At 59.9% G+C, this 15,412-nt stretch carries 13 protein-coding genes; 9 read left to right on the top strand and 4 right to left on the bottom strand.

The genetic code is table 11. The features are described 5' to 3' along the window. Nucleotides 1–42 precede the first annotated feature (42 nt). Entirely contained in the window at nt 43–1,971 is a 1,929-nt protein-coding gene (locus IB249_RS01945; protein ID WP_192301838.1) for a transglycosylase SLT domain-containing protein, read from the bottom strand. Between the two features lie 213 nt (nt 1,972–2,184). Here IB249_RS01945 and IB249_RS01940 point away from each other — a divergent pair, with 213 nt between their 5' ends. Continuing rightward, nucleotides 2,185–4,104 carry an ATP-binding cassette domain-containing protein gene (locus IB249_RS01940; protein ID WP_192301837.1) on the top strand — a complete coding sequence of 640 codons (1,920 nt, stop codon included), beginning with the start codon at nt 2,185–2,187 and terminating at the stop codon, nt 4,102–4,104. A gap of 93 nt (nt 4,105–4,197) precedes the next feature. On the opposite strand, the gene IB249_RS01935 is transcribed toward IB249_RS01940, so the two are convergent. Continuing rightward, nucleotides 4,198–4,638, bottom strand: a complete 441-nt coding sequence (locus tag IB249_RS01935) for a universal stress protein (RefSeq protein WP_192301836.1) — start codon at nt 4,636–4,638, stop codon at nt 4,198–4,200. A 104-nt stretch (nt 4,639–4,742) separates the two neighbouring features. On the opposite strand from IB249_RS01935, the gene IB249_RS01930 reads away from it, so the two are divergent. The 7 genes from IB249_RS01930 (at nt 4,743) to IB249_RS01900 (ending at nt 13,201) form a co-directional block, all read left to right on the top strand. Beyond that, complete coding sequence (locus IB249_RS01930; protein WP_192301835.1) at nt 4,743–5,180, top strand: hypothetical protein; 438 nt, start codon at nt 4,743–4,745, stop codon at nt 5,178–5,180. 524 nt (nt 5,181–5,704) lie between these two features. After that, on the top strand, nt 5,705–7,852 hold the full coding sequence (gene fadB, locus IB249_RS01925; RefSeq protein WP_192301834.1) for a fatty acid oxidation complex subunit alpha FadB: 2,148 nt from the start codon (nt 5,705–5,707) through the stop codon (nt 7,850–7,852). Between the two features lie 29 nt (nt 7,853–7,881). Further along, nucleotides 7,882–9,057 (top strand): acetyl-CoA C-acyltransferase FadA, encoded by a 1,176-nt coding sequence (fadA, locus tag IB249_RS01920; protein ID WP_077047137.1) that lies wholly within the window; start codon nt 7,882–7,884, stop codon nt 9,055–9,057. 98 nt (nt 9,058–9,155) lie between these two features. Further along, nucleotides 9,156–9,392 (top strand): DUF1653 domain-containing protein, encoded by a 237-nt coding sequence (locus tag IB249_RS01915; RefSeq protein ID WP_123365569.1) that lies wholly within the window; start codon nt 9,156–9,158, stop codon nt 9,390–9,392. A 114-nt stretch (nt 9,393–9,506) separates the two neighbouring features. Further along, entirely contained in the window at nt 9,507–12,131 is a 2,625-nt protein-coding gene (gene topA / locus IB249_RS01910; RefSeq protein ID WP_192301833.1) for a type I DNA topoisomerase, read from the top strand. A gap of 160 nt (nt 12,132–12,291) precedes the next feature. Then, nucleotides 12,292–12,816, top strand: coding sequence for a DUF6586 family protein (locus tag IB249_RS01905; RefSeq protein WP_192301832.1), 525 nt, complete (start codon nt 12,292–12,294; stop codon nt 12,814–12,816). A gap of 151 nt (nt 12,817–12,967) precedes the next feature. Further along, the gene (locus tag IB249_RS01900; protein WP_192302801.1) at nt 12,968–13,201 is read left to right on the top strand and encodes a hypothetical protein; all 234 of its coding nucleotides are present in this window, start codon (nt 12,968–12,970) and stop codon (nt 13,199–13,201) included. A 69-nt stretch (nt 13,202–13,270) separates the two neighbouring features. Here the strand turns inward: IB249_RS01900 and sulA are convergent, their stop codons facing one another. Both sulA and lexA read right to left on the bottom strand, forming a co-directional pair. Next, nucleotides 13,271–13,744: an SOS-induced cell division inhibitor SulA gene (gene sulA, locus IB249_RS01895; protein WP_192301831.1), complete on the bottom strand. Its 474-nt coding sequence runs from the start codon at nt 13,742–13,744 to the stop codon at nt 13,271–13,273. Nucleotides 13,745–13,754: 10 nt separating this feature from the next. Next, nucleotides 13,755–14,363, bottom strand: coding sequence for a transcriptional repressor LexA (gene lexA, locus IB249_RS01890; RefSeq protein WP_192301830.1), 609 nt, complete (start codon nt 14,361–14,363; stop codon nt 13,755–13,757). A gap of 229 nt (nt 14,364–14,592) precedes the next feature. Here lexA and psrA point away from each other — a divergent pair, with 229 nt between their 5' ends. Continuing rightward, complete coding sequence (gene psrA, locus IB249_RS01885; RefSeq protein ID WP_192301829.1) at nt 14,593–15,300, top strand: transcriptional regulator PsrA; 708 nt, start codon at nt 14,593–14,595, stop codon at nt 15,298–15,300. Nucleotides 15,301–15,412 lie beyond the last annotated feature (112 nt).

Here is a 15,412-nt window from a genome sequence, read left to right as displayed (position 1 = left end):
CATCTCTCGATGCGGGCATTTTTTTCAGCGGTTCACGCCTGGTCACTGATCATCGAAATACCGCTCATGCCAATCCACCAGCGGTTGTGGTGAGTTGAGCTTCTGGCCGTAGATCACCGAGTACGACAGCACGTTCTGTACATACTGGCGGGTCTCGTCGAACGGGATGCTCTCGACCCACACGTCGAAGCTCAGGTGATCGGCGCCGCGCAGCCACTGACGTACGCGGCCGGGGCCGGCGTTGTAGGCGGCGGAAGCGAGGACACGGTTGCCGTTGAACTGGCTGTGCACCTGGCTCAGGTACGCAGCGCCGAGCTGGATGTTCTTGTTCGGGTCGAGCACCTGTTGTGGCGAGGCCAGGGGAATGCTGAACTTGCGTGCGGTTTCCTTGGCGGTGCCCGGCATCAATTGCATCAGGCCGCTGGCGCCGACGCTGGAGCGGGCGTCGTCCATGAAGGCGCTTTCCTGACGGGTGATGGCAAACACCCAGCTCGAGTGCAGGCCACGGACCTTGGCCTCGCGCACCAGGGTGTCGCGATGGGCCATCGGGAAGCGAATGTCGAGGTCGTCCCAATACTGCGCCTGGCTGATGGTGCGGATCGCCGGGAAGTACCATTTCAAGTCGTAGGCCAGTTTCGCCTGGGCGACCATTTCGTCCCGGTTGAAGTGCCGGCTGACGTGGTACCACTCGCGACGACCGTCGACGATCTGCCCGCGTGCGTGGAACTCCAGGGCGCGTCGCACGCCCGGCGTATTGCGCACCTTGTTGATCAGGGCCTGGCTCAGCACCAGCGGTTTGTTGACCAGCGAGTAAGGCAGTTGCGAGCGGTCGGCGGCGAGGAAACCGTAGAAATCACGTTCGCGGGCGAGGCTCTTGTACAGCGTCAGCGCCTCCGGGTTCTGCGGTTGCGCCAGTTCCAGGCTGCGGGCCTGCCAGTACCGCCAGCGGTTGGTGGTGGCCAGGTCCTGTGGCAGGCGACGGGTCAACTGATAGGCGTCGTCCCAGCGCGCCAGGCGCAACAGCAGGCGCAAGCGCCATTCGGACACGGTGTTGTCGCGCAACTCCGGGTCGTACTTGGTCATCACGTCCAGGGCGCGGCTGTCGAAGCGGCGCGCAAGGGTCAGGCCGATTTCCCGGGCGATCGCGACTTTTTCATCGCGGGAGAAGTGCATGCTGCTGGCATATCCGTCGAGCAGTGCCATGGCCTTGTCCGGGTCCTGGCGAGCCAGGCGGCGCAGGCCCAGGCTGACGATGTCGGACATCGGCTCGTCGGCCGGGGTGAAGCGCGACGGTTGGTTGAGCAATTCGGGTTTTTGCGCCACATCCACCAGTAGGCGCCCGCGTGGGGCGAGGGTGCTCAGGCCGTTGACCAGGCTGTTGGCCAGCGGATAGTTGCGCGCCTGGGCCGCCAGTTTGGTGCGCTCCCAGCGTTTCTGTTCCGTCAGTTGACCTTCGGCCGCCCACATGCCGAACAGGGCGTCGCAGGCCGCCGGCAGGGATTTACCGGTCAGCCAGAGCTTGTTGGCGTTGGCGTAGCCTTCGGACTTGAGGTTGTGGCTGATCTGGTATTGGGCGTTCAGGCAGTCCAGTTCAGTGAAGTTGAGCTTGGGGTCGTAGTACTTGACGAAGGTCGCCCAGTCGCCGCGCTCGGCCAGCCAGCGCAACCAGCGCAGTTTCATCCAGTTGGCCTGGGGCAGGTCGCCGTGTTCGGCGAGGAATTTCTCGATCTCGGCGTTGCTCGCCGTTTTCAGGCGTGCGGTGAGTTCGTCATAGGCCAGGTAGGGTTCCAGCGGGTAGGTGCTCAGGGCCTGGCTGTAGCGCATGTAAGGACCGGTATCGCCCTTGGCCAGGGCGCGCTTGGCTTCATCGTAATACTGGCGTTGGGTGGACAAGTCCACCGCCTGGGCTGTTTGAACGGCAGTGGCAGAAAGGAGCAAGCACGATAAAAGACTGAAAAGGCGACTGCGCATGAGACATCCGGGCAGAGAAATCATGACAAGTGCGAGCCGTGCCCGCACTGAATAATCTGTAGCTTAGCCTTTTGCCAGCAGCGGGCGAAAGCTTTGCGGCCCTGTCGGCATCAGTTCGCAACATTTGTGTTGCAGAGTGCCTGTGAAGTGAAATTGCCGGCCTTCTGAAGCCTCGATTCAGGTAGAATGCGCGCCCGGTTTTTGGAGAAGCTCATGACCCTGCTCAAATTCAGCGATGTGTCCCTTGCTTTCGGCGCTATGCCGCTGTTGGACAAGGTGTCCTGGCAGATCGCCCGTGGTGAGCGGGTGTGCATCATCGGCCGCAACGGCACTGGCAAGTCCAGCATGATGAAGCTCGTCAAGGGCGACCAGAAGCCCGATGACGGCTCCGTCTGGCGCGCACCCGGCCTCAAGATCGGCGAATTGCCGCAGGAATTGCCGGTAGCCGACGAGCGGACGGTTTTCGATGTCGTGGCCGCAGGTCTGGACGGTGTCGGTGCATTGCTCGCCGAATACCACCACCTGAGCCAGAACATCGTCACCGATGCCGATCTGGAAAAACTCATGCACGTCCAGCACGACCTCGAAGCCCGTGATGGCTGGCGCTTGCAGACCCTGGTCGACAGCACCCTCAGTCGCCTGCAACTGCCGGCCGACAAGACCCTCGCCGAACTGTCCGGTGGGTGGCGCCGTCGCGTCCTGCTGGCCCAGGCCCTGGTGTCTGAGCCGGACCTGCTGCTGCTCGACGAGCCGACCAACCACCTGGACATCGGTGCGATCGCCTGGCTGGAAGATGCGCTGAAGGATTTCCAGGGAGCCGTGCTGTTCATCACCCACGACCGTTCCTTCTTGCAGAACCTGGCGACCCGCATCCTCGAACTGGATCGCGGTGGCCTGATCGACTGGAACGGCGACTACGCCAGCTTCCTCGTGCACAAGGAAGCCGAACTGGCTGCCGAAGCCACGGCCAACGCGCTGTTCGACAAGCGCCTGGCCCAGGAAGAAGTGTGGATTCGTCAGGGCATCAAGGCCCGACGCACCCGTAACGAAGGTCGTGTGCGCGCCCTCAAGGCCCTGCGTGTCGAGCGTAGCGAACGTCGTGAGCGCACCGGCAAGGCCAATATCCAGCTGGAAACGGCGGAAAAATCCGGCAAGCAGGTCATGGTGCTGGAAAACGTCAGTTTTGCTCACCCGGACGGTCCGTTCCTTGTCCGCGATTTCTCCATGGTGTTGCAGCGCGGTGACCGTATCGGCCTGCTGGGTGCCAACGGCACCGGCAAGACCACGCTGCTGAAACTGATGCTCGGCGGCCTGCAACCCACCAGCGGCAAGGTGGAAGAGGGCACGAAGATCGACGTCGCCTACTTCGACCAGTTGCGCCATCAGCTGGATCTGGAGAAAACCGTTGTGGATAACGTCGCTGAAGGTCGCGACTTCATCGACATCGACGGTCAGAGCCGTCACGTCCTGAGCTACCTCGGCGACTTCCTGTTCAGCCCGCAGCGTGCCCGTACGCCGGTCAAGGCGCTGTCCGGTGGCGAGCGCGCCCGTCTGCTGCTGGCGAAACTGTTCAGCAAGCCGGCCAACCTGCTGGTCCTCGACGAACCGACCAACGATCTCGACGTGGAAACGCTCGAATTGCTGGAAGAGGTATTGCTGACGTTCAGCGGTACCGTGCTGATGGTCAGCCACGACCGGGCATTCCTCGACAACGTGGTCACCAGCACCCTGGTGTTCGAAGGCGAAGGCAAGGTGCGCGAATACGTCGGTGGTTATCAGGACTGGCTGCGTCAGGGTGGCTCGCCGCGTCTGTTGGGCGTCACCGAGAGCAAATCCGGCAAGGCTGACCTGAACTCGGCGGTGGTCAAGGCCGAGCCGGCACCAGTGGCGGCCGTGGTCGAAGCGCCGGCGGCGAAGAAGAAGCTCAGTTACAAGTTGCAGCGTGAGCTGGAAATGTTGCCCGGCCAGATCGAGGCCATGGAGCAGCAGATCGCAGCCGTTGAAGCCAAGATGGCCGATGCGGGTTTCTACCAGCGTCCCGCTGCCGAGACGGCTGCAGTGATCGCCCAGCTTGAACAGCTGCAAGCCGAACTCGACGTGATGGTCGAGCGTTGGGCCGAACTGGATGCCTGATTGATCCAGGGATAAAAAAGCCCGGCTTCACTGATGTGAATGCCGGGCTTTTCATGTGCCGGTCACTGGCCGATGGCCTTGCGGAAGTGAGCGTCAGCTTTTGCTCTGCAACCGCACGGCCAGCACATCGCAAGGTGCCCCGTGCAGCACGTCGTTGGCGGTAGAGCCGAGCAGCAGTGCCAGGCCATGTCGCCCATGGCTGCCCACCACAATGAGGTCGCAACCCTGCTCCTTGGCCAGGTGATGGATTTCCTGGCGTGGTTGGCCGTAGGTCAGGTGGCTGTACTCCTTGGAAATCTCCGGGTACTTCAGGATCAGCCGGTCGAGGCGCTCCTTGGCCTGATCGAACTGTTGCTGTTGCAATTGGGAAAGGTCCATTGGCACATCGCCGCCAAAGGCCATGGCCATGGGTTCGACGATGTGTACCAGGGACAGTTTCGCGCCGCTGTTCACCGACAATTCGCGAGCGCGGTGGATGACAGGATCGCACTCTTCGGTGAGGTCGACGGCGACCAGAATGTGGAAGTAGGGCATAAGGTGCTCCTCCTGAAAACTGCAATAAGGGTAAGTATGGCTGGTTTCAAGCACATTGTTTTCAACGTGACTCAATGCGCTCATCAAGAATCGGGAGTACACATATGACGGTCTGGATAGTGGTGTCAATCCTGTTGGTGGTGTTGAGCCCCCTGGCATGGCTGCGACCTTCCCGTGGCCAGAGCGGGCGTATCGCCCTGCGCATGGAGGCTCGCCGCATCGGATTGGCCATGCAACTGGCCCCTCAGCAATGGCCGCATTGGCTGCAGCCGGAGCCTCCGAGCCCCTGTGCGCAGTACCATCGGCCGCGCCGCAGCAAACAGCCAGCCTGCTGGACTTACTGGCAGAAAGCGCCGGGGGTCTGGGTGAATCAGTGGCAGGAGGTCTGCGACGATCAGGCGCTGCTCAATCATTTCGAAAGATTGCCTGGCAATGTCTACAAGGTTGAAGCCGACCAGCAAATGATCGCCTTGTATTGGGGAGAGAAGGGCGAGGCCGAGGTCTTGCAGCACATTGATACCACCCTCAAGGCGCTCGCCTGAGCCTGACTCCTGCCTCGCGACCACGTCCGCGAGGAACAGGCAATAAAAAGCCCGACAACATCATCGGGCGGGGTTGGCCAGGCAGGCCGGTAATTCGGTTGGGCTGATCTTACGCTTGGCGTTCGCCGAAAGCGTTCAAAATTTTCCAGGTTCCCCCAGCGTAGCCTGTCCAGAGCGGGCTGCGGTGAATTAGGGCGACTTTTCTAACTATTGATTCTATGAATGTGTGTGCATGCAGGGGCGTGTTGCCGGCCTTCGTCCTACAGAAATGACTGCAAAGTCGCATTTCAACCCGCATTTTGGGCGATTGACAATTGCCGGAAATTCCGTGAAGGTGGCGTACCCAAATCAAACGGGCGTATGAATTGAGCGTTTGCATTACACAGCGCTCCTACAGAATCCCGACTATCGCGTTGGCGGGTGTGTCGGGTGGATTGGCGTAGCATCGACGAAGAACGTCCTGCCCAGCCATTCGCCTGCTTCCGACGTGTACTGTTCAGCTTCCATATCGTGGAGATCAGTTGATGATTTACGAAGGTAAAGCCATCACGGTTAAGGCTCTTGAAAGTGGCATCGTCGAACTGAAGTTCGACCTCAAGGGTGAGTCCGTCAACAAGTTCAACCGTCTAACCCTGAACGAATTGCGTCAGGCCGTAGACACCATCAAGGCAGATGCTTCGATCAAGGGTGTGATCGTCAGCAGTGGCAAGGACGTGTTCATCGTCGGCGCCGACATCACCGAATTTGTCGACAACTTCAAGCTGCCGGATGCAGAGCTTGTTGCTGGCAACCTCGAAGCCAACAGGATCTTCAGCGATTTCGAAGACCTCAACGTCCCGACCGTCGCCGCGATCAACGGCATCGCCCTGGGTGGCGGTCTGGAAATGTGCCTGGCAGCGGACTACCGCGTCATGTCCGCCAGCGCCAAGATCGGCCTGCCGGAAGTCAAGCTGGGCATCTACCCGGGCTTTGGCGGTACCGTTCGCCTGCCGCGCCTGATCGGTGCCGACAACGCCATCGAATGGATTGCCGCCGGTAAGGAAAACCGTGCCGAAGACGCGCTGAAAGTCGGTGCCGTCGATGCCGTGGTTGCGCCTGGCAAGCTGCAGGAAGCTGCACTGGAACTGATCAAACGTGCCATTTCCGGCGAGTTCGACTACAAGGCCAAGCGTCAACCGAAGCTGGAAAAGCTGAAACTGAACGCCATAGAACAGATGATGGCTTTCGAAACCGCCAAGGGTTTTGTGGCCGGTCAGGCAGGCCCCAACTACCCGGCGCCGGTCGAAGCGATCAAGACTATCCAGAAGGCGGCGAACTTCGGTCGCGACAAGGCACTGGAAGTCGAGGCGGCCGGTTTCGTCAAACTGGCCAAGACCTCTGCCGCGCAGAGCCTGATCGGCCTGTTCCTCAACGATCAGGAACTGAAGAAAAAGGCCAAGGCCTACGACGAAATCGCCAGCGATGTGAAGCAGGCTGCCGTTTTGGGCGCCGGCATCATGGGTGGCGGCATCGCCTACCAGTCGGCTTCCAAAGGGACGCCGATCCTGATGAAGGACATCAACGAGCACGGTATCGAGCAAGGCTTGGCCGAAGCCGCCAAATTGCTGGTCAGCCGCGTTGATAAAGGCCGCATGACCGCTGCGAAAATGGCTGAAGTGCTCAACGGCATTCGCCCGACCCTGTCCTACGGCGATTTCGGTCACGTGGACCTGGTGGTCGAGGCTGTCGTCGAAAACCCGAAGGTCAAGCAAGCCGTACTGGCTGAAGTGGAAGGCCAGGTCAAAGAGGACACCATCCTCGCGTCCAACACCTCGACCATTTCCATCAGCTTGCTGGCCAAGGCCCTCAAGCGTCCGGAAAATTTCGTCGGCATGCACTTCTTCAACCCGGTGCACATGATGCCGCTGGTGGAAGTGATTCGTGGCGAGAAGTCCAGCGAACAGGCGATTGCCACCACCGTTGCCTACGCCAAGAAAATGGGCAAGAACCCGATCGTCGTCAACGACTGCCCGGGCTTCCTGGTCAACCGCGTCCTGTTCCCGTACTTCGGCGGTTTCGCCAAGCTGGTCAGCGCCGGTGTGGACTTCGTCCGTATCGACAAGATCATGGAAAAGTTTGGCTGGCCGATGGGCCCGGCCTACCTGATGGACGTGGTCGGCATCGACACCGGCCACCACGGTCGTGACGTGATGGCCGAAGGCTTCCCGGACCGCATGAAGGACGATCGCCGTTCGGCCATCGACGTGCTCTACGAAGCCAAACGCCTGGGCCAGAAGAACGGCAAGGGTTTCTACGCCTACGAGACCGACAAGAAGGGCAAGCAGAAGAAGGTCGCCGATCCGTCGGTGCTGGAAGTGCTCAAGCCGATCGTCTACGAGCAGCGCGAAGTCACTGACGAAGACATCATCAACTGGATGATGATCCCGCTGTGCCTGGAAACCGTGCGTTGCCTGGAAGACGGCATCGTCGAAACCGCCGCCGAAGCCGACATGGGTCTGGTCTACGGTATTGGTTTCCCTCCATTCCGTGGCGGCGCGCTGCGCTACATCGATTCGATCGGTGTTGCAGCATTCGTTGCCCTGGCTGACCAGTACGCTGATTTGGGCGCGCTGTACCACCCGACCGCGAAGCTGCGCGAAATGGCCAAGAACGGCCAGAGCTTCTTCGGTTAAGCGCCCCCAACTAGAGTGAGAGTGAACTTATGAGCTTGAATCCTAGAGACGTCGTGATTGTCGACTTCGGTCGTACTCCGATGGGCCGCTCCAAGGGCGGCATGCACCGCAATACCCGTGCCGAAGACATGTCGGCACACCTGATCAGCAAATTGCTGGAACGCAACGTCAAGGTCGACCCGAACGAAGTCGAAGACGTGATCTGGGGCTGTGTGAACCAGACCCTGGAGCAGGGCTGGAACATCGCCCGCATGGCGTCGCTGATGACCCAGATCCCGCACACCTCGGCCGGCCAGACCGTCAGCCGTCTGTGTGGTTCGTCGATGAGCGCGCTGCACACTGCTGCGCAGGCGATCATGACCGGCAACGGTGACGTGTTCGTGGTCGGTGGCGTCGAGCACATGGGCCACGTGAGCATGATGCACGGTGTCGACCCGAACCCGCACATGTCGCTGTACGCGGCAAAAGCCTCGGGCATGATGGGCCTGACCGCGGAAATGCTGGGCAAGATGCACGGCATCACCCGTGAGCAACAGGATGCCTTTGGCGTGCGTTCCCACCAGCTCGCGCACAAGGCGACCGTGGAAGGCAAGTTCAAGGACGAAATCATCCCGATGCAGGGCTATGACGAGAACGGTTTCCTGAAACTGTTCGACTACGACGAGACCATTCGTCCGGAAACCACCCTGGAAAGCCTGGCGACGTTGAAGCCGGCGTTCAATCCAAAGGGCGGCACCGTGACAGCCGGTACTTCGTCGCAGATCACCGACGGTGCTTCGTGCATGATCGTGATGTCGGCACAGCGTGCGCAAGACCTGGGCATCCAGCCAATGGCGGTGATTCGCTCGATGGCTGTGGCCGGTGTGGACCCGGCGATCATGGGCTATGGTCCAGTACCGGCCACGCAAAAAGCCTTGAAGCGCGCAGGCCTTGGCATCAACGATATCGACTTCTTCGAACTCAACGAAGCTTTCGCCGCACAGGCCCTGCCCGTGCTGAAAGATTTGAAAGTGCTCGACAAGATGAATGAGAAGGTTAACCTGCACGGCGGCGCGATCGCCCTGGGTCACCCGTTCGGTTGCTCCGGTGCGCGTATTTCCGGCACCCTGCTGAACGTGATGAAGCAAAATGGCGGCACCTTCGGGGTAGCGACCATGTGCATTGGTCTCGGCCAAGGCATCTCCACCGTCTTCGAACGCGTTTAAGCGTTCCGTTGATGGAAGCCGGGGCCAAGTGCCCCGGTTTTTGTTTTTCTGAATTTATTTTGTTTTTATTTTGAAAAGATTTGAGTGAGGGCCAATACATGCCGATACAACCAGGGCTCTACCAACATTACAAAGGTCCGCAGTACCGTGTATTCAGTATTGCGCGGCATTCGGAAACGGAAGAGGAAGTGGTCTTCTACCAAGCCCTGTATGGCGATTACGGCTTTTGGGTACGCCCCCTGAGCATGTTCCTGGAGTCGGTCGAGGTTGACGGCGAACAGGTGCCACGCTTTGCTTTGGTACAGGCCGAACCGAGCGTTTTTTCCAAGCCATGAGCTGAGTGCGCGCAAAACCCTGCGCTTGACCTCACCTTGTAGCCACTATATATAGCGGTGCCGCGTCAGGCGCCAACCGCCTCTCACTTCTAGAATTCAGGAATTTTCTGATCCATGGGCAAATCGCTGGTCATTGTGGAATCCCCGGCTAAGGCCAAGACCATCAACAAGTATCTGGGCAACCAATACGTGGTGAAGTCGAGTATCGGCCATATCCGAGACCTGCCCACCAGCGGTTCGGCTAGCGCCAGCAAAGAGCCGGCCGCCAAGCGCGGCAAGGCTGCGGGTGAAGGTCCGGTGCTCACGCCGAAAGAAAAAGCGCGCAATCAGCTGGTTTCGCGCATGGGGGTCGATCCCGATCATGGCTGGAAAGCCAAGTACGAGATCCTTCCGGGCAAGGAAAAGGTCATCGAGGAGCTTCGCCGGCTCGCCAAGGATGCTGACACCATCTATCTCGCAACCGACTTGGATCGCGAGGGGGAAGCCATTGCCTGGCATCTGCGCGAAGCCATCGGTGGTGATGACAGCCGCTACAAGCGCGTGGTGTTCAACGAAATCACCAAGAAGGCGATCCAGGAAGCCTTCTCCGAGCCGGGCGAACTGGACATCGATCGTGTCAACGCTCAGCAGGCGCGTCGTTTCCTCGACCGCGTGGTGGGTTACATGGTGTCGCCGCTGCTGTGGGCCAAGATCGCCCGTGGCCTGTCCGCCGGTCGCGTGCAGTCGGTTGCCGTGAAGCTGGTGGTCGAGCGCGAACGTGAAATCCGCGCGTTCATTCCGGAAGAGTACTGGGAAGTTCACGCTGACCTGGGTACCGCCAAGGGCGCGACGGTGCGCTTCGACGTCGCTCGCGAGAAGGGCGAGGCGTTCAAGCCGCTGAACGAAGCCCAGGCCATGGCTGCACTGGAAAAGCTCAAGGCCTCCAGCTACAGCATCGTCAAGCGCGAAGACAAGCCGACCAGCAGCAAGCCGTCGGCACCGTTCATTACTTCTACCCTGCAACAGGCTGCCAGCAACCGCCTGGGCTTCGGTGTGAAGAAAACCATGATGATGGCCCAGCGTTTGTACGAAGCCGGCTACATCACGTATATGCGTACCGACTCCACCAACCTGTCGGCCGATGCCGTGGCCATGGCGCGGACCTATATCGAAAGCGAATTCGGCAAGAAATACCTGCCGGAAACCCCGAACGTCTACAGCAGCAAGGAAGGCGCGCAGGAGGCTCACGAAGCGATTCGTCCGTCCGACGCCAATACCGAGCCAAGCAAGCTGTCGGGCATGGAGCGCGACGCCGAGCGTCTTTACGAGCTGATCTGGCGCCAGTTCCTCGCCTGCCAGATGCTGCCGGCCCAATACCTGTCGACCACGGTGACCGTCGGTGCCGGCGACTTCGAGTTGCGCGCCAAGGGCCGCATCCTGAAGTTCGACGGTTATACCCGCGTCATGCCGCAAATCGCCAAGCCGGGTGATGATGACGTGCTGCCAGACATGGCCCAGGGCGACGTGATGAAGCTGATCAAGCTTGATCCGACCCAACACTTCACCAAGCCGCCGGCGCGTTACTCGGAAGCGAGCCTGGTCAAGGAAATGGAAAAGCGCGGCATCGGTCGTCCTTCGACCTACGCAGCGATCATTTCGACCATCCAGGATCGCGGCTACGTGGCGCTGCACAACCGTCGCTTCTATTCGGAAAAGATGGGTGACATCGTCACCGAGCGTCTGTCCGAGAGTTTCTCCAACCTCATGGACTACGGCTTTACCGCCGGCATGGAAGAGAATCTCGATGACGTGGCCCAGGGCGAGCGTGACTGGAAAAACGTGCTGGACGAGTTCTACGGCGACTTCAAGAAGAAGCTCGAAGTGGCCGAAAGCGCGGAAAACGGCATGCGTGCCAACCAGCCGGTGATGACCGATATCCCGTGCACGACCTGCGGTCGTCCGATGCAGATCCGTACGGCTTCGACCGGCGTATTCCTGGGTTGCTCGGGTTACAGCCTGCCGCCCAAAGAACGCTGCAAAGCCACCGTCAACCTGGTGCCGGGCGATGAAATCGCTGCGGACGACGAGGGTGAGTCGGAGTCGCTGGTGTTGCGTGGCAAGCACCGCTGCCCGATCTGCAGCACGGCGATGGACGCCTATCTGCTCGACGAGAAGCGCAAGTTGCACATCTGCGGTAACAACCCGGATTGCGCGGGCTACGAAATCGAAGAGGGTGTCTATCGTATCAAGGGCTACGAAGGCCCGAGCCTGGAATGCGACAAGTGCGGCAGCGAGATGCAACTCAAGACCGGCCGTTTCGGCAAGTTCTTCGGCTGCACCAACCCGACGTGCAAGAACACTCGCAAGCTGTTGAAGAGCGGCGACGCGGCACCGCCGAAAATGGACCCGGTGAAGATGCCTGAGCTGAAATGCGAAAAGGTCAACGACACCTATATCCTGCGTGACGGTGCTTCCGGACTGTTCCTGGCAGCGAGCCAGTTTCCGAAAAACCGCGAGACCCGTGCTCCGCTGGTGATCGAGATCATCCCGCACAAGGATGAGATCGATCCGAAGTATCATTTCCTCTGTGAGGCGCCGAAGAAGGATCCGGATGGTCTTCCTGCGGTGATCCGTTACAGCCGCAAGACCAAGGAGCAGTATGTGCAGACCGAAGTCGACGGCAAGCCGACTGGCTGGAAAGCCTACTACGACGGTGGCAAGTGGACCGTTGAAGACAAGCGTCCTGCCGCGAAGTCCTGATTGACGCTGTAACGAAAAGGCCGCATGCAAGCATGCGGCCTTTTTTATGCCCTGCACGCTCGCTCGCGCGGGGCAGGCGGAAGGGCTTGCGGTGGGATTGCCTGATCCCCGACACTGTCCGACCTGCGTGAAGCGATTCCTTGTTGTGGAGGCTGCCGTCATGGCCCACGAGCTCTATACCCGTACCAACCAGAAGATCTATTTTGCCGGCTTGTCGCTTGAAGCCCTCGCCAGAGCCGAAGAGGGGCGGGCCATGAACGCTCTCGCGCTGATCCAGGCCGGACGCGAATCGGCGTTGTTCCATTTGTACGGAGCCTTGCTGGGCCTGTGTCATGAGATCGCCGGCTTCTATCGCTTGCCACAGGCCAATGCGTCCCGCGCCGAGATGCTGTTGACCCGGGCAGTGCTGGACACCATCGCCATTCCTGAAATGGCCGAAATGGTGGAGCTGGCGCAAAATCCGGAAACCTGGCTGGCCAAGCTGCTATCGGCGCATGCGGCGCTGTTTCAGCCACCCCGTGCTCCCCACAAGCCCAAGGGGGACGTGACGCAGCCGCTGATTCTGGCCGTTAACCTGGATGAAGAGGACGAGCCTGAAGAGCTCAGTCGTGAAGAACTGGAGACCTGGCGCCAGAACCTCAAGGGGCTGGCGATCCGGTTTCGCGAAGGTTTGAACGAATGCTGATGGCGTGAGGATGGGAAGGGCGGTTGCTGGAGGCTGTTCGTTCAGGGCTTGCTGTCAGAAAATTCTCTTCGAAGTGGCATTTGGTCAAGATCCTGAGCGAAGCCTGACCGATGCCTATATAATGCCTGCCTTTCGTGGAGACCAGACCTTTATGCCAACGTCCTTTCTAGAAATTGTCGAGTTACCAGACGGCCGAATCGAGCTGCGAAGGGCTGAGGACGAGGGTTCTCTGGTTACTTTGAATTTCTCAGAGGATGCCAAGGCGTTCCTGCAGGGCCAGCATGTTGAGGTCGCCAAGGCGATGTTGAGCGTCGGCGTTCAGATGGCCGGTCGTTTGGTCGAAGGTGAATTCAATACGGATGAAGGCTCCCGGGTTCTCCACTGATCCCGTTCGTCGCCCCGTTACGGCTTCTCTGTCCTTGGAGAAGCCATGCGTCATTCGGCGCAGTCTTGTTTAGCCCAGTCGAATATTCAGGCTTTGTGCGTCCCCGGTTCGGGCGGCGCTGATCAGCTGTTGCCGTGCCGTGGTGCTCAGCGGGTTGAGCCAGCTGACGACGGTATGGCTGCGACCCAGGCGTAAGGCTTCGCAGGTCAACTGTTGTGCGCTCTGGCTGCCACGCGGTTGCAGCAGCAGAATGCGTTCACGATTTAGCCCGGCGTCCCGCAACCAGGCCTGTGTCAGGCTGGCGGGTGGGGCGATCAATGTCAGCCAGCGTGCATCCTGATCCTCGCTCAGCTCTCTGAGGATCGGTGCCAGAAGGCTCAGGCAGCTCCCGGCCGCACCACGCAGTGACAGCTCGCTGAAGACTTCGGGTTCGGCGCCCCAGGGCGACTCGACCACGTCTTTCAGAATCGGCGCCATCGGCTGCACCATGAATGCCTCGAACAACGGCAGTTGGGCTTGCTGTGAGGTGTGTGGGAACTGCATAAAGCCTCCTTTAGCGGCGAATGACGCCGACACTCAAGCCTTCGATCACCAGTTCCTGATCTTTCAGGTTCACTTCGATAGGGGCGAATTCGGGGTTCTCGGCAATCAACCAGACTTTGCTGCCGTCGCGCTTGAAGCGTTTGACGGTGACTTCGTCGCCGATGCGCGCCACCACGATCTGGCCGTTGCGGGCTTCGCGGGTGGTGTGGACGGCCAGCAGGTCGCCATCAAAGATGCCGACGTCCTTCATGCTCATGCCATGCACCCGTAGCAGATAGTCGGCTCGCGGGTGGAAGAACGCTGGATTGATGTTGCAGGACTCTTCGACGTGCTGCTGGGCAAGGATCGGTGCGCCTGCAGCGACTCGACCAATGATCGGCAGAGTGGATTCGTCGGCCTTGGCTTCGAAGCCCGGGATGCGGATGCCGCGGGAAGCGCCTGGCGTCATCTCGATGGCGCCCTTGCGGGCCAGTGCCTTGAGGTGCTCTTCAGCCGCGTTCGGCGACTTGAAACCCAGTTCCTGGGCAATTTCCGCACGAGTGGGCGGGTAGCCGTTGTCTTCAAGACAGCGTTTGATGAAACTCAGAATCTCTGCTTGGCGTGGCGTCAGCTTTAGCATATTGATCGCTCTGTCTTTTTATACAGTGACTGGGATTATATACAGTGAAAGCATCTTGGCAATGCCCCTTTTTTTGCTCGCCGCCAGACGGTCAATCCGTGTGCTGATTAACCGTGCCTGAATGTGTGATTAAATAGCTGACTGACCATTCCCAAAACGAACCGGCAGGCTTGACAAGGCCTGGGCTGAAACGTATGTTTCAAACAAGTGTTTGTCAGGCGGAGTAGCCATGGCCCAGTCGGAAACCGTTGAACGCATTCTCGATGCTGCCGAGCAGTTGTTCGCGGAAAAAGGGTTTGCTGAAACCTCGTTGCGTTTGATCACCAGCAAGGCCGGTGTCAATCTCGCGGCTGTGAATTATCACTTCGGCTCGAAGAAAGCACTGATCCAGGCTGTTTTCTCGCGCTTTCTCGGGCCGTTCTGCCTGAGCCTCGATAAAGAGCTGGAGCGGCGCCAGGCCAAGCCGGAAAACAAGCCGTCCCTCGAGGAATTGCTGGAAATCCTCGTCGAGCAGGCCCTCGTGGTGCAACCGCGCAGCGGCAACGACCTGTCCATTTTCATGCGTTTGCTGGGGCTGGCGTTCAGTCAGAGCCAGGGCCACCTGCGTCGTTATCTGGAGGACATGTACGGCAAGGTGTTTCGTCGCTACATGATGCTGGTGAACGAAGCGGCGCCGCGCATTCCGCCAATCGAGCTGTTCTGGCGTGTGCATTTCATGCTGGGGGCCGCAGCATTCAGCATGTCGGGGATCAAGGCCTTGCGGGCCATTGCCGAGACCGATTTCGGCGTCAACACGTCCATCGAGCAGGTCATGCGTCTGATGGTGCCGTTCCTGGCCGCCGGCATGCGTGCCGAAACCGGTGTGACCGACGCGGCGATGGCCACGGCGCAGTTGCGTCCCCGTAGCAAGTCGACACAGGTCGCCGCCAAGGTTTGACCGCGCATGGGTGGGCGCGGCAGCTGACATCCGCTAAGCTAGCCGCCCATGCCGACTCTCGTTGCGAATCCGCTCCCCATTCATATCGCCGACCTGCCGGGCACAGCCCCAG

The sequence above is a fragment of the Pseudomonas sp. PDM04 genome (assembly GCF_014851765.1).
Classification (GTDB): domain Bacteria; phylum Pseudomonadota; class Gammaproteobacteria; order Pseudomonadales; family Pseudomonadaceae; genus Aquipseudomonas.
This window is presented reverse-complemented; position numbering and strand designations above follow the sequence as displayed.

What these genes read in the sequence shown, in the direction of transcription:
- IB249_RS01945 (WP_192301838.1), bottom strand. Translation starts at nt 1,971, where the DNA reads ATGCGCAGTCGCCTTTTCAGTCTTTTATCGTGCTTGCTCCTTTCTGCC.
- IB249_RS01940 (WP_192301837.1), top strand. Translation starts at nt 2,185, where the DNA reads ATGACCCTGCTCAAATTCAGCGATGTGTCCCTTGCTTTCGGCGCTATG.
- IB249_RS01935 (WP_192301836.1), bottom strand. Translation starts at nt 4,638, where the DNA reads ATGCCCTACTTCCACATTCTGGTCGCCGTCGACCTCACCGAAGAGTGC.
- IB249_RS01930 (WP_192301835.1), top strand. Translation starts at nt 4,743, where the DNA reads ATGACGGTCTGGATAGTGGTGTCAATCCTGTTGGTGGTGTTGAGCCCC.
- fadB (WP_192301834.1), top strand. Translation starts at nt 5,705, where the DNA reads ATGATTTACGAAGGTAAAGCCATCACGGTTAAGGCTCTTGAAAGTGGC.
- fadA (WP_077047137.1), top strand. Translation starts at nt 7,882, where the DNA reads ATGAGCTTGAATCCTAGAGACGTCGTGATTGTCGACTTCGGTCGTACT.
- IB249_RS01915 (WP_123365569.1), top strand. Translation starts at nt 9,156, where the DNA reads ATGCCGATACAACCAGGGCTCTACCAACATTACAAAGGTCCGCAGTAC.
- topA (WP_192301833.1), top strand. Translation starts at nt 9,507, where the DNA reads ATGGGCAAATCGCTGGTCATTGTGGAATCCCCGGCTAAGGCCAAGACC.
- IB249_RS01905 (WP_192301832.1), top strand. Translation starts at nt 12,292, where the DNA reads ATGGCCCACGAGCTCTATACCCGTACCAACCAGAAGATCTATTTTGCC.
- IB249_RS01900 (WP_192302801.1), top strand. Translation starts at nt 12,968, where the DNA reads ATGCCAACGTCCTTTCTAGAAATTGTCGAGTTACCAGACGGCCGAATC.
- sulA (WP_192301831.1), bottom strand. Translation starts at nt 13,744, where the DNA reads ATGCAGTTCCCACACACCTCACAGCAAGCCCAACTGCCGTTGTTCGAG.
- lexA (WP_192301830.1), bottom strand. Translation starts at nt 14,363, where the DNA reads ATGCTAAAGCTGACGCCACGCCAAGCAGAGATTCTGAGTTTCATCAAA.
- psrA (WP_192301829.1), top strand. Translation starts at nt 14,593, where the DNA reads ATGGCCCAGTCGGAAACCGTTGAACGCATTCTCGATGCTGCCGAGCAG.